The organism is Rhodococcus sp. Ni2, assembly GCF_021352185.1.
Classification (GTDB): domain Bacteria; phylum Actinomycetota; class Actinomycetes; order Mycobacteriales; family Mycobacteriaceae; genus Rhodococcus_F; species Rhodococcus_F qingshengii.
The window spans coordinates 403,086-427,078 of sequence record NZ_WOXZ01000002.1; the positions used below are offsets into that span (position 1 = coordinate 403,086).

Annotated in this window: 22 protein-coding genes; 13 read left to right on the forward strand and 9 right to left on the reverse strand. The window is 63.4% G+C overall.

Annotation, left to right across the window (positions count from 1 at the left end):
* Positions 1–2: 2 nt before the first annotated feature.
* Positions 3–980 carry a Zn-ribbon domain-containing OB-fold protein gene (locus GN300_RS15500; RefSeq protein ID WP_019746979.1) on the reverse strand — a complete coding sequence of 326 codons (978 nt, stop codon included), beginning with the start codon at positions 978–980 and terminating at the stop codon, positions 3–5.
* A 73-nt stretch (positions 981–1,053) separates the two neighbouring features.
* Here GN300_RS15500 and GN300_RS15505 point away from each other — a divergent pair, with 73 nt between their 5' ends.
* Both GN300_RS15505 and GN300_RS15510 read left to right on the forward strand, forming a co-directional pair.
* Positions 1,054–2,091: an LLM class F420-dependent oxidoreductase gene (locus GN300_RS15505; protein ID WP_047269595.1), complete on the forward strand. Its 1,038-nt coding sequence runs from the start codon at positions 1,054–1,056 to the stop codon at positions 2,089–2,091.
* 176 nt (positions 2,092–2,267) lie between these two features.
* Positions 2,268–3,242 carry a hypothetical protein gene (locus GN300_RS15510; protein WP_042920440.1) on the forward strand — a complete coding sequence of 325 codons (975 nt, stop codon included), beginning with the start codon at positions 2,268–2,270 and terminating at the stop codon, positions 3,240–3,242.
* Between the two features lie 137 nt (positions 3,243–3,379).
* Here the strand turns inward: GN300_RS15510 and GN300_RS15515 are convergent, their stop codons facing one another.
* Positions 3,380–4,204, reverse strand: a complete 825-nt coding sequence (locus GN300_RS15515) for a crotonase/enoyl-CoA hydratase family protein (RefSeq protein ID WP_007734275.1) — start codon at positions 4,202–4,204, stop codon at positions 3,380–3,382.
* A gap of 79 nt (positions 4,205–4,283) precedes the next feature.
* On the opposite strand from GN300_RS15515, the gene GN300_RS15520 reads away from it, so the two are divergent.
* On the forward strand, positions 4,284–5,957 hold the full coding sequence (locus GN300_RS15520; protein WP_039973409.1) for an acyl-CoA synthetase: 1,674 nt from the start codon (positions 4,284–4,286) through the stop codon (positions 5,955–5,957).
* Entirely contained in the window at positions 5,957–7,072 is a 1,116-nt protein-coding gene (locus GN300_RS15525; RefSeq protein WP_007734277.1) for a nitronate monooxygenase family protein, read from the forward strand. Before GN300_RS15520 ends, GN300_RS15525 begins: the two co-directional genes overlap by 1 nt.
* 55 nt (positions 7,073–7,127) lie before the next feature.
* Here GN300_RS15525 and GN300_RS15530 read toward each other — a convergent pair whose 3' ends face one another.
* The 6 genes from GN300_RS15530 to GN300_RS15555 form a co-directional block, all read right to left on the reverse strand.
* A complete protein-coding gene (locus tag GN300_RS15530; protein ID WP_003945810.1) occupies positions 7,128–7,283 on the reverse strand; it encodes a hypothetical protein in 156 nt (51 codons plus the stop codon).
* Between the two features lie 67 nt (positions 7,284–7,350).
* Positions 7,351–8,088, reverse strand: coding sequence for a FadR/GntR family transcriptional regulator (locus GN300_RS15535; protein WP_007734278.1), 738 nt, complete (start codon positions 8,086–8,088; stop codon positions 7,351–7,353).
* 60 nt (positions 8,089–8,148) lie between these two features.
* On the reverse strand, positions 8,149–8,967 hold the full coding sequence (locus GN300_RS15540; RefSeq protein ID WP_042449495.1) for an ABC transporter ATP-binding protein: 819 nt from the start codon (positions 8,965–8,967) through the stop codon (positions 8,149–8,151).
* The gene (locus GN300_RS15545) at positions 8,964–11,042 is read right to left on the reverse strand and encodes a dipeptide/oligopeptide/nickel ABC transporter permease/ATP-binding protein (RefSeq protein ID WP_063315006.1); all 2,079 of its coding nucleotides are present in this window, start codon (positions 11,040–11,042) and stop codon (positions 8,964–8,966) included. Before GN300_RS15545 ends, GN300_RS15540 begins: the two co-directional genes overlap by 4 nt.
* The gene (locus GN300_RS15550) at positions 11,042–12,001 is read right to left on the reverse strand and encodes an ABC transporter permease (RefSeq protein ID WP_003945671.1); all 960 of its coding nucleotides are present in this window, start codon (positions 11,999–12,001) and stop codon (positions 11,042–11,044) included. Before GN300_RS15550 ends, GN300_RS15545 begins: the two co-directional genes overlap by 1 nt.
* A gap of 43 nt (positions 12,002–12,044) precedes the next feature.
* Complete coding sequence (locus GN300_RS15555) at positions 12,045–13,670, reverse strand: ABC transporter substrate-binding protein (protein ID WP_007734285.1); 1,626 nt, start codon at positions 13,668–13,670, stop codon at positions 12,045–12,047.
* Between the two features lie 274 nt (positions 13,671–13,944).
* On the opposite strand from GN300_RS15555, the gene GN300_RS15560 reads away from it, so the two are divergent.
* From GN300_RS15560 to nagB, 9 genes are read left to right on the forward strand one after another with little or no spacing between them, the layout of a single operon-like run.
* Positions 13,945–15,003 (forward strand): Gfo/Idh/MocA family protein, encoded by a 1,059-nt coding sequence (locus tag GN300_RS15560; protein WP_042449499.1) that lies wholly within the window; start codon positions 13,945–13,947, stop codon positions 15,001–15,003.
* Entirely contained in the window at positions 15,000–15,995 is a 996-nt protein-coding gene (locus GN300_RS29905) for a Gfo/Idh/MocA family protein (RefSeq protein ID WP_042449501.1), read from the forward strand. Before GN300_RS15560 ends, GN300_RS29905 begins: the two co-directional genes overlap by 4 nt.
* Positions 15,992–17,050, forward strand: a complete 1,059-nt coding sequence (locus GN300_RS15570; protein ID WP_042449503.1) for a Gfo/Idh/MocA family protein — start codon at positions 15,992–15,994, stop codon at positions 17,048–17,050. The genes GN300_RS29905 and GN300_RS15570 overlap by 4 nt, the downstream gene beginning before the upstream one ends.
* A gap of 46 nt (positions 17,051–17,096) precedes the next feature.
* Positions 17,097–18,026 (forward strand): dihydrodipicolinate synthase family protein, encoded by a 930-nt coding sequence (locus GN300_RS15575; RefSeq protein WP_007734313.1) that lies wholly within the window; start codon positions 17,097–17,099, stop codon positions 18,024–18,026.
* Between the two features lies 1 nt (position 18,027).
* Entirely contained in the window at positions 18,028–18,957 is a 930-nt protein-coding gene (locus GN300_RS15580) for an ROK family protein (RefSeq protein ID WP_063315005.1), read from the forward strand.
* The gene (locus tag GN300_RS15585) at positions 18,954–19,661 is read left to right on the forward strand and encodes an N-acetylmannosamine-6-phosphate 2-epimerase (RefSeq protein WP_063315004.1); all 708 of its coding nucleotides are present in this window, start codon (positions 18,954–18,956) and stop codon (positions 19,659–19,661) included. Before GN300_RS15580 ends, GN300_RS15585 begins: the two co-directional genes overlap by 4 nt.
* The gene (locus GN300_RS15590; RefSeq protein WP_063315003.1) at positions 19,658–20,350 is read left to right on the forward strand and encodes a GDSL-type esterase/lipase family protein; all 693 of its coding nucleotides are present in this window, start codon (positions 19,658–19,660) and stop codon (positions 20,348–20,350) included. Before GN300_RS15585 ends, GN300_RS15590 begins: the two co-directional genes overlap by 4 nt.
* On the forward strand, positions 20,350–21,531 hold the full coding sequence (locus tag GN300_RS15595) for an N-acetylglucosamine-6-phosphate deacetylase (RefSeq protein WP_042449511.1): 1,182 nt from the start codon (positions 20,350–20,352) through the stop codon (positions 21,529–21,531). The genes GN300_RS15590 and GN300_RS15595 overlap by 1 nt, the downstream gene beginning before the upstream one ends.
* 11 nt (positions 21,532–21,542) lie before the next feature.
* Positions 21,543–22,322 carry a glucosamine-6-phosphate deaminase gene (nagB, locus tag GN300_RS15600; protein WP_063315002.1) on the forward strand — a complete coding sequence of 260 codons (780 nt, stop codon included), beginning with the start codon at positions 21,543–21,545 and terminating at the stop codon, positions 22,320–22,322.
* Positions 22,323–22,331: 9 nt separating this feature from the next.
* Here the strand turns inward: nagB and GN300_RS15605 are convergent, their stop codons facing one another.
* Entirely contained in the window at positions 22,332–23,963 is a 1,632-nt protein-coding gene (locus GN300_RS15605) for a long-chain-fatty-acid--CoA ligase (RefSeq protein WP_063315001.1), read from the reverse strand.
* Positions 23,964–23,993 lie beyond the last annotated feature (30 nt).

Sequence of the window (23,993 nt, forward strand, 5' to 3'; positions counted from 1 at the left end):
CCTCACAGGTGGTGTTGGAAGGTGGAGTACTCGGCGTCGGGTTCACCTGTCGGCCGGAAGTATTCGATGTTCTCGAGGGTGTAACCCCACTCTTCGCGAGGCTTCCACTTGGCTTCGACGCGCATGCCCATGCGTACGTCCGCGGCATCACATTCGAGAATCAAGTGCAGGAACGGAATGTCAGCCCCGTCGAGAAGCACGTAGGCGGCCACGTAGGGCGGTTTGATTCGCTGCCCGAGGAACGGGACGTTGACGATGCAGAAGGTGGTGACAATTCCCTTGTCCGGCAGTTCGATCTGCTCGCTCGTCGGCTTCCCGTTGGTGGGATTCGCGCCGCGCGGTGGGATGTAGATCTTGTCTTCGGGTCCGCTGCGACCACCGATGAGCTTGCCTTCTGCGAGACCGCGGAGGTAGAAACTCTCCTCGGCCGAAGCGGAATGCATGAAGTGCAGATCGACAGGCGTCGTGATCATGGTGACAGGATCGGCGCTGGAATCGACTGTCGCGATTCCATTTTCGCTCTCACCTGGTTCGAAGCACTCGATGTCCTTGATCTGCCCGATCCGCTCCGACGCCCAGCGAGCACGGACCCGCAGGCCGGTGCTGATGTCGTCGGGGGAGTCGACGTCGACTGCGTGGAGCATGGACGTGTCCGCGCCGTCGAGCTTGATCAGGGCCCACGCGAAAGGCTTCGTCAGTGGTTGACCCTCGATGGGTTCGGGCATCCACGTCCAACTCACGACCGTTCCGCCGTCGGAGACTCCGACGAAGTCGGTCAGTGGCTCGGCCGTGTCCGGATCGAATTCCGGTGGCGGCACGAAGACACGACCGTTCGACCCGCGTGCGCCGATCACCTTGCGATCACGCAGGGCAGTCACGAACGCGCCGATGGTCGGTCCCGTCGATCTGGTGTAGTCGAAATGGAGATTCAATGGTGCGCTCAGGGGCTTGTCGGCCACCCCGCTCTTTCCGATGGTCACAAGATCGAGTAGAACAGGTTCTAGAGATTGTGGCAAGAGTCACTTCTGATCACCGGCAATGTGGAGGCCTGCGATGAAGCTTGGGTTGCAACTCGGATACTGGGGCGCACAGCCGCCGGCAAACGCCCCGGAACTGATCGAGGCCGCGGAAGGCGCCGGATTCGACGCGGTCTTCGCGGCGGAGTCGTGGGGCTCGGACGCTTTCACCCCGCTCGCCTGGTGGGGATCGCGCACCGAGACGGTTCGGCTCGGTACTTCCGTCGTACAGATTTCGGCACGAACACCGACCAGCTGTGCCATGCACGCGCTCACTCTCGATCACCTCAACGGTGGGCGAACGATCCTCGGGCTCGGCGTATCCGGCCCGCAGGTCGTCGAAGGTTGGTACGGCCAGCCGTTCGAGAAGCCGCTCGCACGCACCCGCGAATACGTCTCGATCGTGCGCCAGGTCCTCGCCCGTGAAGCGCCCGTCACCAGTCCCGGTCCCCACTACCCTCTGCCGTATGCGGGACCGGGTAGTTCGGGACTTGGCAAGCCGCTCAAGCCCATTACGCACCCGCTGCGTGCGGACATCCCGATCTGGCTCGGCGCCGAAGGGCCGAAGAACGTCGCGCTCGCCGGTGAAATCGCCGACGGCTGGCTGGCGATCTACTACACCCCGCGCCTGGCCCCGATGTACAACAAGTGGCTCGACGAAGGGTTCGCGCGCGCCGGGGCCCGTCGCAGTCGCGAAGACTTCGAGGTGGCCGCCACGTGCCAGGTCATCGTGACTGACGATCGCGCCGCTGCCATCGCCGCTCTCAAGCCGATGACCGCCCTCTACGTGGGCGGAATGGGCGCCCCGGAGTTGAACTTTCACGCGCAGGTCTACAAGCGGATGGGCTACGAGAAGGAGGTCGACGAGATCGGTCGCCTCTTCATGTCGGGCCGCAAGGACGAAGCTGCTGCCGTCGTCCCCGACGAGATGGTCACCGAGACCATGATCATCGGCAACGTCGACGAGGTGCGCGCAGACGTGAAGCGTTGGGAGGAAGCCGGAGTCACGATGCTGCTGGTGACCTGCCGCGACGCCGACCATGTGCGAGAGCTCGCGGCCGCGGTGGGTGGTTGAGCGGGGCACCCCCTTTTTTTTCGAGCGGTACCCCCCTTTTTTCTTCGAGCGAACGGCACGTTCAGCGCATCTGAGGCGCTGAACGTACCTTTCGCTCGCCCAAAGTTATCCACAGGCGCACCGAAACCCCAGTTCGCCGCCGGGGCCCGCGCTGATGCTCGAGTCATGCTGCAACCATGCGGCGAGGAACGTGGGGCGATGATCTGGACGCGATTTACCGCGTCAGTCGAAGCGGAGTGATCCGAACGGCGGAGTTGGCGCGATTGGGCGTGTCCAACTCCGCAGTGCACACCCGGTGTCGGGTAGGTGGACCGTGGCAGCGCATATTGCCGGGGGTCATTCTGCTCAGAAACGGTCAACCGACGCCACGTCAACGCTCGATCGCTGCGCTCATGTTGAGCGGTGACGATTCCCTGCTGACGGGGCGATCAGCCATGTCGGAGTACGGATATCGAACGCACTCGGGGGATGTGCAGGTGCTCATCCCCATCGACCGTCGAGTTCAATCGGTTGGGTTCGTCACGGTGGAGCGCACTGTTCGACTGCCCGAGCCGGAGATTCGGAACGGTCTGCGCTGTGCTCCGCTGCCGCGAGCGTTACTCGACGCTGCGAGGCGGTACAAGGCGCTCGATCCCACACGGGCACTCATCGCTGAGGCTGTTCAGCGCGGCGATGTCTCGGTGCGCGAACTTGCGAAGGAACTCGAAGCGGGTAGCAGTCGGGGTTCCGCGCTACCTCGGGTCGTGTTGCGCGAAGTGAACGCGAACGTCCACTCGGTTCCGGAGGTTCACGCGCGAAAATTGTGGCAGCGGAGCGGGCTGCCGGAAATGTTGTTCAACCATGAGATCCGGGATGCCAACGGGGACTTCATCGCAGTTCCGGACGGATGGATCGATTCGGTTGCCTTCGCGTGGGACATCGACTCCTTGGAATGGCATGCCGCACCGACGGACTACAAGCGCACGGTGGAGCGTCGGACGCGTATGCAGAATGCGGGAATCATCGTGTTGCCGACGGTGCCCAGTGCACTGCGAACGGACCCTGATCGCGTGATCGAGGACCTGCGTGCGCACTACAGATTGGCGCAGTCACGTCCCCGGCCGCAGGTGTTCGCGAGGTCGAGATGGGTGAAATTGGACGAAACCGGCTGAGCGAAAGTGCCTTTCGGCGCACTGAAGGCGCCGAAAGGTACGTTCGCTCGAAAAGGGGGTGGGTGGGACCGAGAGCGGACAGGAAAGGGGGCTCAGGCGGGGGTCGGTCAGACGGGGGTGGCTCAGACAGGGGTGGGTCAGACACCCTTGAACTGGGGCGCCCGCTTCTCACCGAAAGCCCGCGGGCCCTCCTTGGCGTCGGCGCTCATGAACACCTTCATGCCCAGCTGTGCGTCGATCTGGAAGGCCTCTTCCTCGTGCATGCCCTCGGTGTCGCGGATGGTCTTGAGAATCGCCTGAACGGCGAGAGGGCCGTTGGCACTGATCAGGTCCGCGAGCTCCAGCGCCTTGTCGAGGGCCTGGCCGTCCGGGACCACGTGGCCGATGAGCCCGATCTCCTTGGCCTCCGGAGCCTTGATGTGACGACCTGTGAGCAGGATGTCCGCCGCGATCGTGTACGGAATCTGTCGCACCAGACGCACTGCGGAACCGCCGAGCGGGAAGAGCCCCCACTTGGCTTCGGAGACGCCGAACTTGGCGCTCTCACCCGCGACGCGGATGTCGGTGCCCTGCAGGATTTCGGTTCCGCCGGCGATGGCTGCACCCTCGACCGCAGCGATCAGCGGCTTGGTCAACCGACGGCCCTTGAGGAGGCCTTCGATCTTGGACATGTCGACGCCACCGCCCGCGAAGGAATCTCCCGGCGGCTTGGCGGACATGTTCTTGAGGTCGGCGCCGGCGCAGAAGTCGCCGCCCGCACCGGTGAGGATGGCGACACGGATTTCGGGGTCGTTGTCGACCTGATCCCAGGCGTCGACCATGATCGCCATCATCTCGCCGGTGATGGCGTTCTTACGCTCGGGGCGATTCATGGTCACGATGAGAACGTGGCCACGCTTCTCCACGAGGCAATGCGGCGCGGTTTCCGAAATGTCTGATTTTTCGGTCGTCGAAGTGGACACTGATGGCTCCTGGCGGGTCTGTGAGCTGGCTCTCAAATTGGGTCTTGCCAGAAACGGTAACACGTTCTACTTTGAACTCGTGGCCCTTAACATCGCAGACTTCGTAGAGCACGCAATCGACCTCGTTCCGGACCGCGTTGCGCTGGTCTCGGACAACCGCGAGATGACTTATGCACAGTTGGAGGACCGAGCAAACCGCCTCGGCCACTACCTGCGTGAACATGGCGTTCAGCCGGGTGACAAGGTCGGCATCTACTGCCGGAACGTCATCGAGGCGATCGAGGCCATGGTCGCGGTTTTCAAGATCCGGGCCGTGATGGTCAACATCAACTACCGGTACGTCGAGAACGAGTTGCAGTACATCTTCGACAACTCCGACATGGTTGCGCTCATTCACGAGCGCCGCTACTCGGACAAGGTCGCGAACGTCCTGCCGAACACTCCCAAGGTCAAGTCCGTCATCGTGGTCGAGGACGGCACCGATCTGGACTTCAGTGCTTTCGGCATCGGCTACGAGGACGCACTCGCGCAGAGTTCGGGTGAGCGTGATTTCGAAGAGCGCAGCAACGACGACATCTTCATGCTCTACACCGGCGGCACCACCGGAAGTCCCAAGGGCGTCATGTGGCGTCACGAGGACTGGTGGCGTGTTCTCGGCGGAGGCATCAACTTCGTCACCGGAGTTCCGGTCGAGGACGAGTACGAGATGGCGAAGGTCGGCGCAGCCAACCCGAGCATGATCCGCTACCCGATCCCCCCGATGATTCACGGCGGTTCGCAGTCGGCGGTATTCCACAGCCTCTTCGGCGGCGGAACCTGTTTGATGCACCCGGAATTCGACGCCCACGAGGTGTGGCAGAACATCGACAAGCACAAGGTCAACCTGATCTTCATCACGGGTGACGCGATGGGCCGTCCGATGCTCGACGCACTCATCGCCGGAAACCCGGAGACCGGTGAGCCGTACGATCTTTCGACGCTCTACGTGATGGCCAGCAGTGCTGCACTCTTCTCGCCGAGTATCCAGGAGCAGTTCCTCGAACTGTTGCCCAACCGCCTGCTGACGGACTCCATCGGAGCATCCGAGACCGGCTTCGGTGGACTCGCCGTGCTGAGCAAGGGCCAGAAGCACACTGGCGGTCCGACGGTCAAGATCGACGCCTCCACAACGGTTCTCGACGACGACGGCAACGAGGTCGAACCCGGATCGGGCAAGCGCGGCATGCTTGCTCGCAAGGGCAACATCCCGCTCGGCTACTACAAGGACGAGGTCAAGACCGCCGAAACCTTCCGCACCATCAACGGCGTTCGCTACTCGATCCCCGGCGACTATGCGCAGGTCGAAGCCGACGGCACGGTCACGATGCTCGGCCGCGGTTCGGTGTCGATCAACAGCGGCGGCGAGAAGGTGTACCCGGAAGAGGTCGAGGGCGCTTTGAAGGCGCACCCGGACATCTTCGACGTCCTGGTGGTCGGTATCCCCGACGAGCGCTTCGGTCAGCGCGTTGCCGCAGTGGTCCAGGTACGCGAAGGCACGTCGCCGACGCTGCACGACATCGCCACCGCAGCACGCAAAGAGATTGCCGGATACAAGGTTCCGCGCAGCGTGTGGTTCGTGGACCAGATCAAGCGCAACCCGGCAGGCAAGCCCGACTACCGCTGGGCGAAGGCCGAAACGGAATCGCGCGAGGCCGATGATCACAACGGAAACGGCGCTCCTGTGGCGTCCGCAAACGAAAGCGTGGAAGCCTGATGCGTTCGGATCTCGCCGACAAGTTCGGCATCGAATACCCGATTTTCGGATTCACTCCTTCCGAGCACGTCGCGGCCGCGATCAGCCGCGCGGGAGGTCTGGGCGTGCTCGGTTGCGTCCGGTTCAACGACCCGGAAGAGCTCGAAGCCGCACTGACGTGGATGGACGAGAACACCGACGGTAAGCCGTACGGCGTCGACATCGTCATGCCGGCCAAGGTGCCGACCGAGGGCGGCGCCGTCGATCTCGACAAGCTGATTCCGGAGGAGCACCGCGCCTTCGTCAACCGCACGCTCGACGAGCTCGGTGTGCCGCCGCTTTCCGACGACGTCGAGCATGCGACCGGCGTACTGGGATGGCTTCACTCGGTGGCGCGGTCACACGTCGATGTTGCTCTGGGACACCGGATTGCGTTGATTGCGAATGCACTGGGATCACCGCCGAAGGACGTCATCGATCAGGCACACGAGAAGGGCGTACCGGTAGCAGCGCTGGCCGGCGCCGTCGAGCATGCACGTCGTCACGTCGAGAACGGTGTCGACATCGTGATCGCGCAGGGCTACGAGGCCGGCGGTCACACCGGCGAAATCGCATCGATGGTTCTCGTTCCGGAAATCGTTGATGCACTGGGTGATTCAGCTGCCGTACTGGCTGCCGGCGGTATAGGCAGCGGCCGTCAGGTGGCTGCCGCACTTGCGCTCGGTGCGTCCGGAGTGTGGATGGGCTCGTACTGGCTCACCACGTCCGAATACAAACTCGGCAGTGCATCGGGCGATGGCCCGTCCGCTATTCAGCGTGCACTGTTGGGCGCGACGTCGGCCGACACCGTTCGTTCGCGCATCTACTCGGGTAAGCCCGCTCGGTTGCTCAAGACCAAGTGGACGGAAGCCTGGTCGAACCCGGGAGCACCGGCGCCATTGCCGATGCCGCTGCAGAACCTTCTGGTCAGCGACGCTCATCAGAGAATCGCTGCATCGGAGAATCCGGAAGTTGTGGCAATGCCCGTCGGTCAGATCGTGGGACGGATGAACGAGATCCGCCCGGTCGCCGAGGTCATGGCAGAGCTGGTGTCCGGGTTCGAAGACGCGCGAACCCGACTGGATTCGATGAAGTAGTAGATGACACGTGCGTGTGCCCTCGGCCGAGTTTCGGCCGAGGGCACACGTCGTTTCAGCCGGCGAGGTCGTCCGGTCCGACGGTGTCCGACAACCATTCTCCGCGACTGAGGGCGCCGTCGTCGCGGCGGCGTGCGATCACGAAAATGACCAGGGCGGCAGCGAGGACAACTGCGAGAACGCGCGAAGGCGTCAGGTTCGGGTTCTTCATACCTGTAATTTTGCCGGAAGAACGGGCGCGATGGTGAGCCAGCGGAGCAAAATCACGTGTTTCGAAATTACTGCGCTTCGGACGCATGGAGACTCGCGATCCGCTCGCGCAGGCCACCGAAGTGCACATCGAGAGTGTGCGCCGCCTCGACTGCATCACCCGTACGGATCGCGTCGAGAATCGCACGGTGCTTCGACGCGATGTCGATCAGTGGCGTATCCGAATGCCCGATGGCCTGCTGGATCTCGCTGTACACCTGCCAGAAGACGTCCATCAATTGAGCGAGGACCTGGTTGTCCAGCGGGGAGTACAGGCGGGAGTGGAAGGTCGCGTCGATGTCGGAGAAGTTCTTCCCGGCTGCGGCACGGACCTCCATGCCGGTGACGAGTTCGTCGAGGTCGGCGTGGTCGGCCGACGTCATCTCGGCCATCGCCGCACCGATCAGTCCGGTCTCGAGTGCCTGACGAATGTCGACCAGTTCCATCGCCTCGTGCCCGGTGCCCTGCAAGGACAACCGGCCACGGAAGGTCAGGCCGTCGGCGAGAGCGTCGAAGTTGCTAGGGGCGACGAACATTCCGAAGCCGTGACGGATCTCGACGACGCCCAAGGCCTGCAGAACCTTGAGCGCCTCCCGGAGCGTGTTTCGGCCGATACCCAATTCCTCGGACAGTTCGGCCTCGGTGGGCATCGGGTCGCCGGGGGAGAGCCTGCGTTCGAGGATCAAGTTCATGATGTCCGTCTGAAGTGCGCGCATGCGGTTTTGCGCGCTGAAACGAGCGCCCTGTGTGCCACTCCGGACAGACATCGATTCCCCTTTTCTGATACGAACGTCCTTCATCCTATGTCCGGTCATCCGCTCCATTGGTCAACCCACGTCAACGGTGCGTTGCAGGAGGCTGGGCGCCGCACCCAGCAGTTTGGCCGTGTACGCATCCGACGGGTTGTCGAATACTTCCTGGGCCGTTCCCTGCTCGACGATCCGCCCGGCGTTCATGACGACGATGGTGTCGGAGACGTACCGCACCGTCTGTATGTCGTGCGAGATGAACACCATGCCGAGCCCCAACCGAGCCTTGATGTCGCTGAGCAGATTCAGGATCTGCGCTCGCACCGAGACGTCGAGCGCCGACGTCGGCTCGTCGGCCACGATGACGTCAGGTTCGAGCGCGAGTGCACGCGCGATCGCGACACGTTGCCGCTGACCGCCGGAGATCTGGCTCGGGATGACTTCGAGCGCAGATTGGGGGAGTCCGACCAAACCGACCAGCTCGCGAACTCGGGCGGTCCGGCTCGCGCGGTTGCCGATGCCGTGGACGTCGAGTGGATCGGTGAGGATGTCGGCCACCGTCATTCGGGGATTGAGCGCGGTAGCCGGATCCTGGAAGACGATCGAAATCGCCCGGCCGAACTCCTTGCGCACGCCGGCCGACCGGGTCAGAGCGCTTCGGCCGCGAAAGACCACGTCGCCCGACGTCGGTTTCTGCAGTCCGACCATGACTTTGGCCAGAGTGGACTTGCCACAACCCGACTCGCCCACGATGCCGATCGTCGTCCCTCGTCGTACGTCGATACTGACATCGTTGACCGCGTGAACCGTGCCGGGTTTGAACAGTGATCCCGAACGGGTCTTGTGGACGACGTGAATGTTCTTCAGTTCCAGGATGGGTGCTTCAGCTGTAGTCATCGCACGCTCTCCAATTCCGATTCTGTACGTACGGGAGTCGCGGACTGGCTGGCGAACCAATGCTCGGTCCCGTCGATTCGGACCATCTCCGGCTTACGGAGGGGGTCGGAGTCCGGGCGAGTGGAACGCTCGGCGAAACGGTCACCCGCCGCGAAGTTTCCGGGCGAGGGAACAGTTCCCTGAATCTGATGCAGTCGCGGCGCTTCGTCCTCGATAGAGAGAACGGCACCGAGAAGGCCCTGGGTGTATTCGTGGCGGGGATCGACGAGCAGATCACTCGTGGGCGCCGACTCGACGACCTGACCGGCGTACATCACCGTGATCTTGTGGGCCAGGGAGGCTACGAGTGCCAGGTCGTGGCTGACGAAGACCATTGCAAATCCCAGCTTTTCCCGAAGATCGTTGAGCAAGTCCACGACCTGGGCCTGGACGGTGACGTCGAGAGCGGTGGTGGGCTCGTCCGCGACGATCAACCGCGGACTGCGGGTGAGCGACATGGCGATCAGAACGCGCTGACGCTGACCACCGGAAAGCTCGTGTGGGTAGCTGGAGAGAGTGCGCACCGGATCGAGTCCGACGAGTTCGAGCAGTTCCTCGGCTGTGCGGGTACCGCCGCGCTTGGTGAGCTGCTTGAACTGCGCGCGGATCAGCATCGCCGGATTCAGTGAACTCAGCGCGTCCTGGTAGATCATGGCCATGTCGTGCCCGCGCAGCTTGTTTCGCTCTCGGTTGTTCAGCTCGAGGACGTTGACTCCGTCGAACAGGATCTCGCCGGTCACCACTGCCGCCTTGGGTAGCAGACCCATGATCGCCAGCGAGGTGAGCGACTTTCCGCAACCGGACTCGCCGACGAGCGCCATCGTCTCGTTCGGACGGACGGTGAAGCTCACGTTGTCGACGATCGCGGTGTCTCCGTAGCGTTCCGGGAACCGGATCGTGAGATTGCGGACCTCGAGGAGTGGTGCGGCATCGCCCTCGTACACAAGACGATCGGACCGAGATCGCTCGGTTTCCGCCAGGATCTTCAGGTGAGTTTCGAGAGGAGTCGGCTCGGCGGCCGGTTTCAGGACATCTTTCACGACGCTCGGGTCGGCGAAGTCGTCGATCAACTCCGGAGTGTTGGCGACCGATGCGGCTTCGTCCTCCAGAATGAGTTCGTTGGAGGTCTCCTCCGCTGCGGCGGTCTGCGCTGCTTGGAGTGCGGAGGGCGTCTTCTTGGTCTTCTTCAGACTCGGATCGGCCATCGCGTCCGTCAGGCCCTCGGCGAGCACGTTGAGGGATAGCACCGTCAGAAGAATCAGCAGACCGGGGAACACCGTTGCCCACCAACCACCGAGAAGGACCATGTTCTTGCCGTCGGCGATCACCGATCCCCACGACGGATCCGGGGGACGGACACCTGCTCCGATGAACGACAGGCTGGCCTCGAGCACGATGGCGTCGGCGACCATGACAGTGCAGAAGACGAGAACGGGCGCAGCACAGTTGGCTACGACGTGCTTGACGACGATGTGTGAAGTTCTTGCGCCGATGACCTTTTCGGCCGCGACGTAGTCCTCACCGTACTGAGCGAGAACGTTCGCGCGAACGACGCGAGCCACCATCGGTGTGTAGAGGAACGCGATAGTGACGATCAGAACTGGAATCGAACCACCGAAGGCTGCGACGAGTACGGCAGCGAGCGCGATGCCCGGGAACGCCATGACCACGTCGAGCACACGCATGATGGTCTCGTCGACGCCTTTTCGGCTCGTTGCGGCCACCGATCCGATGAGAGCGCCGGCGCACAGTGCGAGGAAGGTGGAACCGAGGCCGATGGTCAGCGACCAGCGTCCGCCGTAGAGCAAGCGGCTGAACAGATCTCGACCGAGACTGTCCTGCCCGAACCAGTGCTCGGCGCTGGGGCCCGCGGTACCCACCGCCTGTTCGAGCGGCGTGTACTGCGTGATCAGCGGCGCGAAGAGGCAGGCGAGCACGATGATCGCGAGAACCGCCATCGACAGCCAGGTCGAGAGGGGGAAGCGAGAAAAGGTGATGCCGGGTCGCGAAAGCTTCTCGGTGAGTTTTCTTCTCATCATGCTGCGCTCCGAAGTCGTGGATTGACGAGCAGGTAGAGGATGTCGACGGCGAGGTTGACGACGACGAAGCCGACCGCGATGACGATGACAACACCCTGAACGACTGCGGGGTCACCGTTGGTGACGCCGTTGATCATGAGCTGACCCATGCCGGGCAGGCCGAAGATCTGCTCGATGACCACAGCGCCACCGAGGAGATAACCGACTCGTAGACCCAGGACGGTGAGCGGGTTGATCAGTGCGTTACGCAACACATTCCGTCCGATCACCACGTGATAGGGCAGGCCGCTGCCGATCGCGGTCCGGACGTAGTCTTTGTCCAACTCCTCGACCATCGACGTGCGGATGATGCGCGTGAGTTGTGCTGCGACGGGCAGTGACAGGGACAGTGCCGGGAGCGCCATGTACCAGAGCCAGTCGCTGACGGAGTCGCTCGGATTGACGTAGCCACCGGTGGGGAACCATCCGAGTTGAACAGCCAGATACTGAATCATCAGCAGTGCCAACCAGAATGACGGTGCCGCCACACCACCGAGGGAGATCACTCGGATGACCTGATCCGGCCAACGATCGCGGAACAGTGCGCTGGTGACGCCGAAGATCAGCGAGAGCACGATGGCGATCACCAGTCCGAGAACCGTGAGCTGAATGGTCAGTGGCAGAGCGGTGGAGATCGAATCCAACACCGGGGTACCGGAAATCAGACTGTCACCCATGTTGCCGCTGACCAGATCGGTCACGAAGTGAACGTATTGCAGCGGAAGCGGATCGAGCAGTCCGTTCTCTTCCTTGAACTGCTGCAACTGTTCCGCAGTCGGGTTGCCACCGTTGAACGCCGCGGTTGCGGGATCGGTGGGCGCGAACTGCATCACGATGAAGACGAACGCGATGATGCCGAGGATCAGGGGGATCAGTATCAGTAATCGCCTGATCAGCATGGGGAGGACTCTTGCCATCGGGGGATCTCTCAGTTGTGGGAAACGGCCGAGCGGGCGGGTATCAGGCCGGCTTCGCCTGAAGCAGGTTGACGCCGGGGTACGGCAGCGGAGTGACGTCGGCGATCTTCTTCGGATCCCACGCAGTCAGGAGTTCCTGATGGAGAACCGGGTAGTAGACAGCATTTTCGGCGATCTGGTTCAGGTACGACTGCACGAGGGTGCTGCGCTTTGCCGGGTCGGTCTCGCGGGTGGCTTCGTCCATGGTGGCGTAGATCTTCTGCGCTTCGGGGGTGTCGTCCCACTTGGCGTAGGTCTTCGTCCACAAGCCGCCCTTGCTGTACGTGTAGCGGACGAGAAGGTCGACGTCGCTGCCGAATGCCTGCGGGTTGGACGTACCGGCGGCGATCTGGAACTTCTGGCCGCTGTTGAGCTTGCTCACCATGGCGCTGGTGTCCTGCGGTTCGAGCGTCGTGTTGAATCCGACTGCGTCCCAAGACTCTTTGATGGTCGGCAAGCAGTCGGCCAGCCAGCTGACGTTGGTGGAGAGCAGTGTCAGGTCGAGGCCACTGACGCCGGCGGCAGCGAGGAGTGAGCGGGCCTTGTCCGGATCGTACGAGTAGACGGTGGACGCTCGCGCGTAGTCGGGGTTGCGCTCGTACAGGTAGCTCGTGGCCGGTGCTGCCTTGCCGCCGAGGGCGATCTCGATCATCTTCGGGGTGTTGATCGCATAGAACATCGCCTGGCGAACACGAACGTCGTCGAACGGTGCCTGAGTGGTGTCGAAGAGCAGGTACATGAGGTTCATGCCCGGGTTGCCCTCGACGGTGCGCCCACCGGAGGTCAGAGTGGGGACGTTGGCGACGGGGATGTTGTCGGCGAGTTGTGCACCGGCATTGTTGCCCGAGACGCGCGCGATGCGTGAGGAGGTGTCGACGATGGAGAGCCAGTTCATGGTCGCGAAGTTGGCCGGACGCGGCCCGTTGTACGCCTCGAAGGCCTCGAAAGCTGTGTTGCTCTTGGGGGTGTGGCTCTTGAGCTTGTACGGACCGGAACCGACGACCAGCGTTCCGGACTTGGCCTCGTCCCAGTGGCCGTCGAAGACGTGCTTGGGCATGATCTTGGCGATCGAGAGACGCTGTGCGGCAGCGCTGAACGGGTAGTTGAAGTTCAGGGTCACCGTTTGGTCGTCGACCTTGGTGACGGACTGCAGCCAGGAGGAGAAGAAGGAGCGGATCAGTACGTTCTGCTGTGGATCGAGGATGCGATCGAAGGTGAAGACGACGTCGTCCGAGGTGACCGGAGTGCCGTCGTGCCAGGTTGCTCCCTCGCGGATTTTCATGGTCCAGCTCGAGGCAGTGGCGTCGGTCGGGACGGCCTGTGCGAGCGCCGCATACGTCTCACCGGTGCCTGGATCGTTTTCGAGCAGTCCCTCGTAGACGTGGTTGACCGCTGCCATGAGGAAACCGGATGCAGTCTGCATCGGGTCGAAGCTCTGGTCGTTGCCGTATCCGATGGCGGTGGTCAGATCGCCGGTGCTCGCGGAACCGCCGACAACCGAGGTCGACGACGGCCCGCCGCCACAGGCCGCGAGAGTCGCGGTGATACCTGCTGCAGCTCCCAGTAGCCCGGTGTACCGGAACAGGTCTCGGCGGGTGAACGCGGAGCTCAGCGGTCGTTCGTTCTTCAAGGCGGCCTCCAAGGCGGGGAGCGGGACATCAAGGGAGTGGATAGGGGATGTCCTATGTTCGACGTCCGATGTTGCGTAACTTACATTGTGGATCAGAAAGCGTCTAGAGAATCTTCGGAACTGGCGGCGTCGAACTTCGACGTTTTGCCGGATTCGAGCCAAAAATAGTGCGCTCACCTGCATAGATGAAGACTGTGTTACCGGCGTCGAATTGACGAGCGATGACGCTGGCCGTATAACATAGGACATCCCTCATCCAATCTTTGGAGACTTCATGACCCGATACAAAGTCGGTGTGGTCGGTTGCGGATTCTTCGGTAGTTCCCTCGCTCGCGAGCTGGCTGCCCATCCACGTTTCGAACTGACGATGCTGTGCGACCGTGACTTCGAGCGGGCCAAGGACGTCGCCGCAGAGTTCTCGGCAACCCCGACAGACGATCACGACGCGGTGGCCGCTCACCCGGAGTTGGCCCTCGTTGTCGTCGCGACGCCCAATCACGCGCACGCCGAACCTGCCATCGCGGCGCTCGAACACGGCAAGGCAGTTTTTGTCGAGAAGCCACTCGCCGTCGAACTGGTCGATGCGCAGAACATGATCGCGAGCGCCGACGCGAGCGGTTCGCCGTTGATGGTCGGGCACATCATGCGGATGATGCCGGGTGTACGACGTCTGGCGGACCTGCTGGCGTCGGGGGAGCTCGGCGAGGTCGCTGCGATCGAAACGTCTCGCTCACGCTGGATCGACACCGACGGCGCAGATCCACAGTGGTGGAAGCTCGACAAGAGCCGAACGGGTGGAGAACTGACTCACGAGATTCACGAACTGGACCTGATGTGCTGGCTCGGCGGCGAGGTGACTGCCGTGTCGAGCATCGCCACCGCGGACGACGGCTTCCGCAACACAGTGGTGTCGTTCGCCGGCGGCGCGATCGGCAGACACACCATTTCGACGCGGTCACACACTTCGTCGTGGCAGCTGACCGTCGATGCCACCGAAGGTTCGGTCCACGCGGACTTCCACACCGGCCGGGTCAGCCGACTGCGCGGGGGACAGGTCGTAGAGTCGTGGCCGATCTTCGACGTCGACGCCGAGAACCAATCGTTGATCGACGCTGCGAGCAGGACGCAGAAGTACAACTCGGGCAACGGAGGATCCTCGCTGTGGATGCAGGCTGCGATTCGTCACGAAATCGACGAGATGGCAGCAGTTCTCGACGGCAAGGCTGATCCCGACTCGCCGTTGACGTACGCACGTGAACGCGCACTCGTCGTCGCCGAACAGGTGCGACTCGGTGGCGGCGAACCGGCAGCGCTCTCGGGAAGTGCCAAGTGACGGTGCGTGTAGCCGTCATCGGAAGTGGCGGAATCGCGCGGGACCACGTCAGCGCCTTGGCGCGCATCCCGTCGGTCGAAGTCGCCTACGTATTCGGCAGTGACTTGGACCGGGCCGCATCGGTTGCGGCGTTGGCGCCGGGCGCGAAGGCCAGTACCGATCTGGCGAAGATTCTCGCCGACCCGAGCGTGCAGGCGGTCAACGTCGTCGGGGCCACTCCCGACCACGCACCCGTGACGATAGCCGCGGGCCGCGCGGGAAAGCATGTGCACGTGGAGAAGCCGGCCGCGCTGACAGTCGCGGACTTCGACGCCATGGTCGAGGCCACCGAAGGTGGCGGCACCTCACTGATGGTCGGACAGACCGTACGATTCCAGCCGTCGATCACCTCGATCGGAAACTCGGTTGCACAAGGTGCCATCGGCGACCCCCGGTTGATCCATCTCAGTTGGTACACCGGCCATGTCTGGCCAGGGGGCTGGCGAGGCTGGCAACACGACAAGGAACGTTCGGGTGGTCACCCCGTTCACAACGGAACCCACGCACTCGATCTGGTGACGTGGCTGATCGGTCGTCGTCCGACCCGTGTGTTCGCTCGTAGTTTCCCCACCTTCGCGGCGGGGATGCCCGTGCACGACAGCTTCCATCTGACCGTTCGCTTCGAGGACGGATCGCTGGCTCTCATCGAATTGGCCTACGCGCTACCACAATCGGGAAAGATGGTACGCCGGATCGTGGTGTCGGGGACTTCCGGCACGCTCGCGCACGACACCGGCGACGACCCGGGACTGATGACGGACACGACCAACGCGCCGCCGTCGTCGATCGAGGACGCGATGTCGCATCAGATGCGCCACTGGATCGCCACTCTCGACGGTTCAGCGACCCCGATAGTCGAGAACTGGCAGGTGCGTGCAGCTCTCGCTACGGCCATCGCTGCACAGCAATCACTCGACACCGGCCGCGCGATCTCGATCGGAGAACACCAATGACCGGCACCGCTTCGATCCGCGTCGGATTTGTCAGCGGCGTCAGGCATGCCGGCTCCTATGCAGACCTGTTGCGTTCCGATCCTCGAGTGAGCCTGGTCGGGGCCTCCGACGAATCCTCGGTCCCCGATTGGATTCGTGAGGACGGAATCGCGATGGCAAAGGCCGCAGACATCGAGTGGATCGACGAACTCGGCGAGCTGCTCGACCCCGAACGGATAGACCTGGCGATCATCTGCAGTGAGCCGACCAGGCATGCACGGCTTGCGATTTCCGCACTGAACGCGGGACTCGACGTCCTGGTGGACAAGCCGGTGGGCGTCGACGAGGCGGAGGCCGCGGCGGTTCAGCAAGCCGCACGGTCGAACGGGCGAATCTGCACGGTGGTGAACCGCACTCATTCACCTGCGCTCCGGCGACTGCGCCGATGGATCGACGCCGGAAATCTCGGACTGCCGCGCCACATGGACATCGAGTTCCTCGCAAGCGGAACACATTTCGCGACGTCCGTCGAGCGTCCCGAACTGGTGGTGGATCCCGCGCTTTCCGGCGGGGGAGAAGTAGTGAACTTCGCCGGTTACGCCGCCGACTACCTCCGATACCTCACCGGCCTGGACGTCACCGAGGTGTACGCCGAGACGAGCACACTCTACGGCGGGGCCCACCAGCAGTTCGGAGTCGAAGACACGGCGTTGATCTCGCTCGCCCTGGAAAACGGCGTCACCGCGACGGTGACCGTCGGAAGAATCCCCGCAGCACCGGGTTTCGGCGCGAATACCGCGACGGTTCGCGTCCTCGGATCCCACGGATACGCGAGTTCCGACGACGACAAACCCGCGGTGACCCACTTCGCGGCCTCGGGAGACGTGACCGCACTACCCATCGGCGGCTTCGGTTCGGACAACGCGGTGTCGAGCTTTCTCTCTCACGTGCTCGATCGACTTCCCACACGGACCGAACCCGACTACACCGTGGCAGACGCCCGCGCGTCGATGCGCGTGATCGATGCTGCCTATCTGTCCGCCTCGAGCGGTCAGCCGGTCTCCGTTTCTCCCTGACAGCCGCACCCACAACTCAATCCGACAACCAACATATGGAGACCCCATGAGCACGGAAACCACCACCTTCAGCGGAATCGTCCCGCCGATCGTCACACCACTGACGCTCGAGGGCGAGGTCGACACCACGTCGCTCGAACGCCTGCTCTCACTGCAGATCGAAGCCGGAGTCGACGGCTTGTTCGTCCTCGGTTCCTCGGGTGAGGTCGGTTACCTCACCGACGCTCAGCGCGCCCAGGTGGTGCAGACGGCCATCGGTCACGTCGGCGGCCAGGTACCGGTCCTCGTCGGAGTGAACGACATGACCACCAACCGGGTCATCGCCGTCGCCGAGCAGGCGCGCGAGGCTGGTGCGGATGCCATCGTCGCGACGGCGCCGTTCTACGCGATCACCGATGCAGCCGAGACGGCAACGCATTTCCGCTCCATCCACGCCGCAGTGGATCTTCCGTTGTTCGCCTACGACGTCCCGGTTCGTGTCCACAGCAAGCTCAGCCCGGCAATGCTGGTCGAGCTCGGTCGCGAGGGAGTCATCGCCGGCGTGAAGGATTCGAGCGGCGACGACGTCAGTTTCCGTATGTTGCTCCGTCAGTCGGCCGGGCTCGAAAACTTCGCCGTCTTCACCGGGCACGAGGTAGTCGTCGACGGATGCCTGCTGATGGGTGCTTCGGGCGCAGTGCCCGGCCTGGCCAACGTGGACCCGCACGGCTACGTACGACTGTGGCGCGCTGCGCAGGCAGGAGACTGGGCCGCAGCGAAGGCCGAGCAGGATCGACTCACCGATCTGTTCTCCATCGTCGAGGCGCCGACACCGGGTCGCGTCAGTGCCGGTGCCGCGGGTCTGGGCGCGTTCAAGACGGCTCTGGCCCTGCGCGGCGTCATCACCGGCAACACGATGTGCGCGCCGATGCTCTCGCTCGACGAGTCCGAGACCGCAACGATCAAGGTCGTTCTGGAACAGGCCGGGCTCCTCTGACATGACATCTGGGCAGAAGCGATGGATCGGTATCGACATCGGCGGCACCAAAGTGGCTGCCGCGGTGGTGACGTCCGACGGAGACGTGATCGACACCGTTCGTGCGGCAACACCGACGGCGGGTAGGGAAGCCGTTCTCGGGACCGCTACCGCGTTGATCGACCGTCTGAGGGCGAATCACACGGTAGCCGGAATCGGAGTCGGTGCACCGGGAATCATCGATCGGGTGCGTGGCCGCGTCGTCTTCGCCTCCGACATTCTGTCTGGATGGAGTGGCGCCGAGGTTCGCGGAGAACTCGAGGCACACTCAGGCCTACCGGTGACGGTGGACAACGACGTGCGCGCGATGGCTCACGGCGAGAACATGATCGGCGCCGGTCGCGGTCGAACCTCTGCACTGTTCGTCTCGATCGGTACCGGAATCGGTGGCGCGTTGACCGTGGGCGGTCAGCTGTACCACGGTGCCCACGGAACAGCCGGCGAGCTCGCGCATCTGTTGGTTCCGGTCTCCGGGGCGATAGGTTGCGGTTGCGGCAGAACCGATCACCTCGAGGCAGTCGCGTCTGGCCCGGCGATGGCAGCCGAGTACGCAGCGCGGGCGGGTGTGCCCACTCAACCGTTACAGGCAGTGGTGGCGCTCATGCACTCGGGCGATCCGATCGCCCGTGCCGTGGTCTCCGACGCCGGTACTCTGCTGGGCCGCGTCCTGGCCGGCATCGCGACTGCATTCGATCCCGAGGTGATCGTCATCGGCGGCGGCGCAGCCCAGATCGGAGCCGACCTCCTGTCTCCGCTGAAGTCCGCTTTCCGGGTGGAAGCGATGGGCCCCATTGCCGAAACCGCCATTCTTCCTGCTCGTTTGGGCACCGATGCGCCGCTCGTCGGCGCTGCGCTCCTGGCCGCCGCAACACGAATCGAGGTAACACCGTGACTGTCGAAGAATTGCTCACGATCATCAGCGGGAAGCTGATCGTGTCCTGTCAGGCCGGACACGGCCATGCCCTGCGCGACACCGGGACCATCGAGAGGATGGCCCGCGCTGCGGTCGACGGGGGAGCGGTGGCTATCCGCTGCGGCGGTGTGGGCGGAACCCCGGATGTCGCAGCAGTCGTGTCGGCAGTGAAGGTACCGGTGATCGGTTTGACGAAGATCGGCTCGGAGGGCGTGTTCATCACGCCGACAAGGGAATCAGCCCTCGAAGTCGTGGATTCGGGTGCGCAGATCGTGGCTGCCGACGCCACGCTGCGACCTCGTCCGGATGGGCTGACCTTTGCCGACACCGTCGACGCGGTCCATGATCGCGGCGGCCTCGTCATGGCCGACTGTGGAACACTCGAGGACGGCGTCGCTGCCGCCGCGGCGGGCGCCGACGTCATCTCCAGCACACTGGCGGGATACACCGAGAACAGCCGACGGCTGGCCGGCCCGGACCTGGAACTGATCTCGGAACTGCGGCAGGCACTTCCAGATGCAGTCCTCATTGCCGAGGGGCGATACCACAGCCCGGAGGATGCGGCACGCGCCATCGCCCTGGGTGCAGACTCGGTGGTTGTCGGAACCGCAATCACGGATCCGGCGTTCATCACGTCGAAATTCGCAGCCGCAGTATCGGGCGCCGAAAGGTCGAGGGTGTGACCCCGACGTCGAAGGCTTTGAAGTCCAGCACTGCTGAACGGATTCGACTGGAGACTTTGCTCGTAGACTCCTCGACGCCGATACGGTGGGTCTTCACCGGCGACAGCATCACTCAGGGATTGACGCACACCGACGGTCATCGAAGTTACGTCGAACACTGCGCCGAGCGCGTCCGTGGTGAACTTTCCTTGTTCAACCACGTCCTTGTCAACACCGGGGTGAGCGGGAATCGATCCTCCGATGTGCGTGCGGGTTTCGCACACCGCATCGAAGTGTTCGAACCCTCGGTGGTGTTGATCATGCTCGGTACGAATGACGCATTGGATGGCGAAGAAGGACTGGAGCGGTTTCGAGACGACCTCTTGGACACGATCTTCCGGACACGAGCGATCGGTGCGGTGCCGATCCTGCAGACGCCGCCACCGATCGACGTCGAGAATGCGCCCACCAGAGCGGGATTGGTTCAGTACGTCGAGGTCGTGCGGCAGGTTGCCGCCTCGACGCGCGTGGTGTTCGTCGACCACTACGCGCAGTGGACGGCCCATTCTCCCGAGGGCCCACCGCCGGCTCTCCTGGCTGACGCATTCCATCCGAACGAACAAGGGCACTACGTGCTCGCGGACGCCGTGCTCCGTGAGTTGTCGATCGCGGATACCGAAGTTCCCGTTGTACCGCAGGTGATGTCGTGATGCATCGTAGACAAATTCTTCGTGGACAACTGGTGACCGGTGGGCAACTGCTTCCGGACGGTGTCGTCGAGATTTCCGGTGATCGTGTGGTGTGGGCCGGGCCCGCGTCGCAGCGAACCGACCCGTTACCCGAACGGGCAGCTGCGGGGACAACGATCATCCCGGGGTTGGTGGACGTTCACTGCCACGGCGCCGGCGGATTCGGTTTCCCCGAGGCAGACGAGTTCGGATCCACCGTGGCTGCCGATCACCACCGGACGAACGGCACGACCTCGGTGATCGGCTCGCTCGTCTCCGCGCCGCCGCAGATCCTGCGCAGTCGCATCGAGCTCCTGGCAGGACTGGTGGACGAGGGCACGCTGGCCGGAATTCACCTGGAAGGTCCATTCCTGTCGGTACTCCGTTGTGGCGCCCAGGATCCCGACAGCATTCTCGACGGCGACCCGGCTCTGCTCGAGTCGCTGCTCGAAGCCGGCCGCGGGCACATCCGCTCGATGACGATCGCTCCGGAGACAGCACACTTCGGCGAACTTGCCTCATTGCTGGAGCGTCACCGGGCCGTCGTGAGTATCGGACACACCGATGCGTCCAACCCGATTGCGACACGTTCGATCGCACACTCGGCGCATGCACCGCTCAGTGCCACTCACCTGTTCAACGGTATGGCTCCGATGCATCATCGCGCTCCCGGCGCAGTGGCGGCGTGTCTTGCCGCGGCCGCGAAAGGACAGATGGTGGTCGAGTTGATCGGGGACGGAGTACATCTCGCCGACGAGACGGTGGCGACGGTGTTCGATCTGGTCGGTCCGCATCAGATCGCGTTGGTCTCCGACGCGATGGCTGCGGCGGGAATGCCCGACGGGCGCTACCCACTCGGACCTCTCGACGTCGACGTGGTCGGTGGCGTGGCGCGGCTGGCCGGCCAGGGGGACACGGCCATTGCCGGCGGGACGAGTCGGTTGATGGACATTGTCCGCAGAGCCGTCAATCACGCGGGCGTCGATCTGCTTTCGGCTGTCATCGCAGCGACGGCAACGCCTGCTGCGCTGATGGGGCTGGCCGGAATAGTCGGCGATCTCGTGCCGGGTTGCCGGGCCGATCTGATCGTCACCGGTCCAGAACTCGAAACGCGCGCCGTCATGGCCGCTGGGAACTGGCTCATGAACTACACCGAAAGCTGAGGAATCAACCGATGGAAATTGTCATTGTCGACAGTGCGGAGGCGGCCGGCACCGTTGTTGCCGACGTCTTCGAACACGCGGTGCATTCAGGTGCACGGACTTTGGGCCTGGCGACAGGATCTTCACCGCTCTCGGTGTACCGCGAACTCGCGCGCCGTCACCGCGAGGAAGGGTTGAGTTTTGCCGGCGTGCAGGCGTTCCTGTTGGACGAATACGTCGGCCTGCCGGAAGGCCATCCGGAGTCGTATGCCCAGGTGATCCGCACCGAGCTGGTGAATCACCTGGACCTGGACGCGGCAAGGGTATTCAGCCCTGACGGAACCGCGCCGGATCCATTTGCCGCCGCGGCGGCCTACGACCGGGCGATTGCGTCGAATGGTCCGGTGGACGTTCAACTTCTGGGCATCGGCGGCAACGGTCATATCGGTTTCAACGAACCGACGTCCTCACTGAATTCGAGGACCAGGGTCAAGACGCTGACGGAACAGACTCGAACCGACAACGCCCGATTCTTCGAGAGTCCGGACGACGTACCACGGCACGTGATCACCCAGGGCCTCGGAACTATCTGCGAAGCAAAGCATCTGGTGATGATCGCGACCGGCGAGCACAAGGCCGCTGCGATTGCCGCTGCCGTCGAGGGGCCGCTGGCCGCGGTGTGCCCGGCATCGGTCCTCCAACTGCATCCACACGCGACGGTGGTGATCGACGATGCAGCGGCATCACAGCTTCGGCTCACCGAGTTCTACAAAACGGTGTCGGCGCACAAACCGCTTGCTCAGCACTACTGAGATATCGGGCTAGACGGGCTCTCGCGTCTTCTCGAGGCCGAGTGCCATTTCGGGAGTGAGTAATTGGAAGTCGGATTCTCCACGCCGTCGGATCCACACTGGATCGGAGGTGTTCCAGCGTTCGGCGCTCTGCGTTCGAGTGACCACCTTGAACGTCGCCGTTCTCGGGAACTCACTGCACACTCGGATCAAGGTCGGCTTCTGCTTCGGCCCGAGTTCCGGCCGGGAATCGATGTATTCGGCTACGGCTGCCGGGTCGAAGTTGTCGACATCGCCGACTGGAATCACCGACGCCATGACGCGGTCGCCGACGTCGCTGTCGGGGACTGCGTACACGGACACCTGCGCGAAGCCCGGGTAACCGACCAGGGAGCGTTCGATGGGTGCGGCACCGATGTTCTCGCCGTCCACTCGCAGCCAACCGGAACTGCGTCCCGCGAAGTAGACGTAACCGTCGACGTCGGTGTACGCCAGATCGCCACTCCAGTACTGGCCGTTGCGCATTCGCTCGGCGTCGGCTTCCGGGTTCTTGTAGTACCCGGCGAACGTGCCTGGGCCGGTGACATTGACCAGTTCACCAGTTGCCTGGTCGGCGTTGGTGATCCGGCCGTCGGCATCGAAGACTGCAGGCGGGCATGGCGCTCCGGTCTCGGGATCGAGGATCTTGACGCCGTCCGGGAGCAGTCCGAGGGCGCCGGGCCGGGGAACCGGTGCCGCGGAGATCGAAATGCCGCCCTCGGTGGAACCGAACCCGTCGATGACGCGAGCGTCGAAGCGCCGGACGAAGGTGGCGACGGCGGGCGCCGAACCCTCGTTGCCGTACATGATCTTCAAGGTGTTGTCCCGCTCGTTCGGCACCTCGGGGGTGGAAGCGATGAAGGACAACGGCTTTCCGACGTAGTTGGAGTACGTGATTCCGTACTTGTGAACGTCGGGTAGAAAACCCGAAGCGGAGAACTTGCGTCGCATGGCAATTCCCGCACGAGCGTGCAGCGCGACCGTCCACGCCGCCATCATCGCGTTGGAATGGAACATGGGCATCGCCATGTAGACGACGTCGTCGGCGCCGAGCCCGAAACGATCGGCAAGCATGACCCCGGGAGAGGCCAACTTGTGGTGCGTGCACCGAACCGCTTTGGGATCACCGCTGGTTCCGGAAGTGAAGATGAGCATCAACAGATCGTCGGGCTGCGCCGTCGACGCGTAGGCCGGCGTATCGGCGAAGGGCGCCAACAATTCCGCCCAGGCCGGAGAATCCACGTTGATCACCCGGACGTCGCCGAGATCGATGTCGTCGAGTAGATGTGCCTGGTTGTTCTCGGTGAAGATGACCTGGCAGTCGGAGAGCGCAATGTCTCGCGCCAATGCCGGGCCGCGCCTGGTCGTGTTCAGCCCGGCGGCGACCGAACCCGAGAACGATGCCGCTCCGAGCAGCAGCGAGAACTCGGGGACGTTCTCCATCAGAAGTCCGAAATGCCTGGGGCGCGTTCGATCGAGCAGCGTGTCCAGCAGCGCTGCTCGATCGAACGAGCCTTGAACGTGCTCGCGCCAGGTGATGACCTGGTCCTCGAAACGGATACCGCGGTCGTCGATCTCGCTGACTCCGAGGAGTAGATCGGAAACAGTGGGGCTCTGACTCATAGCTGCATCATCATCGATTCGTCTCGGACC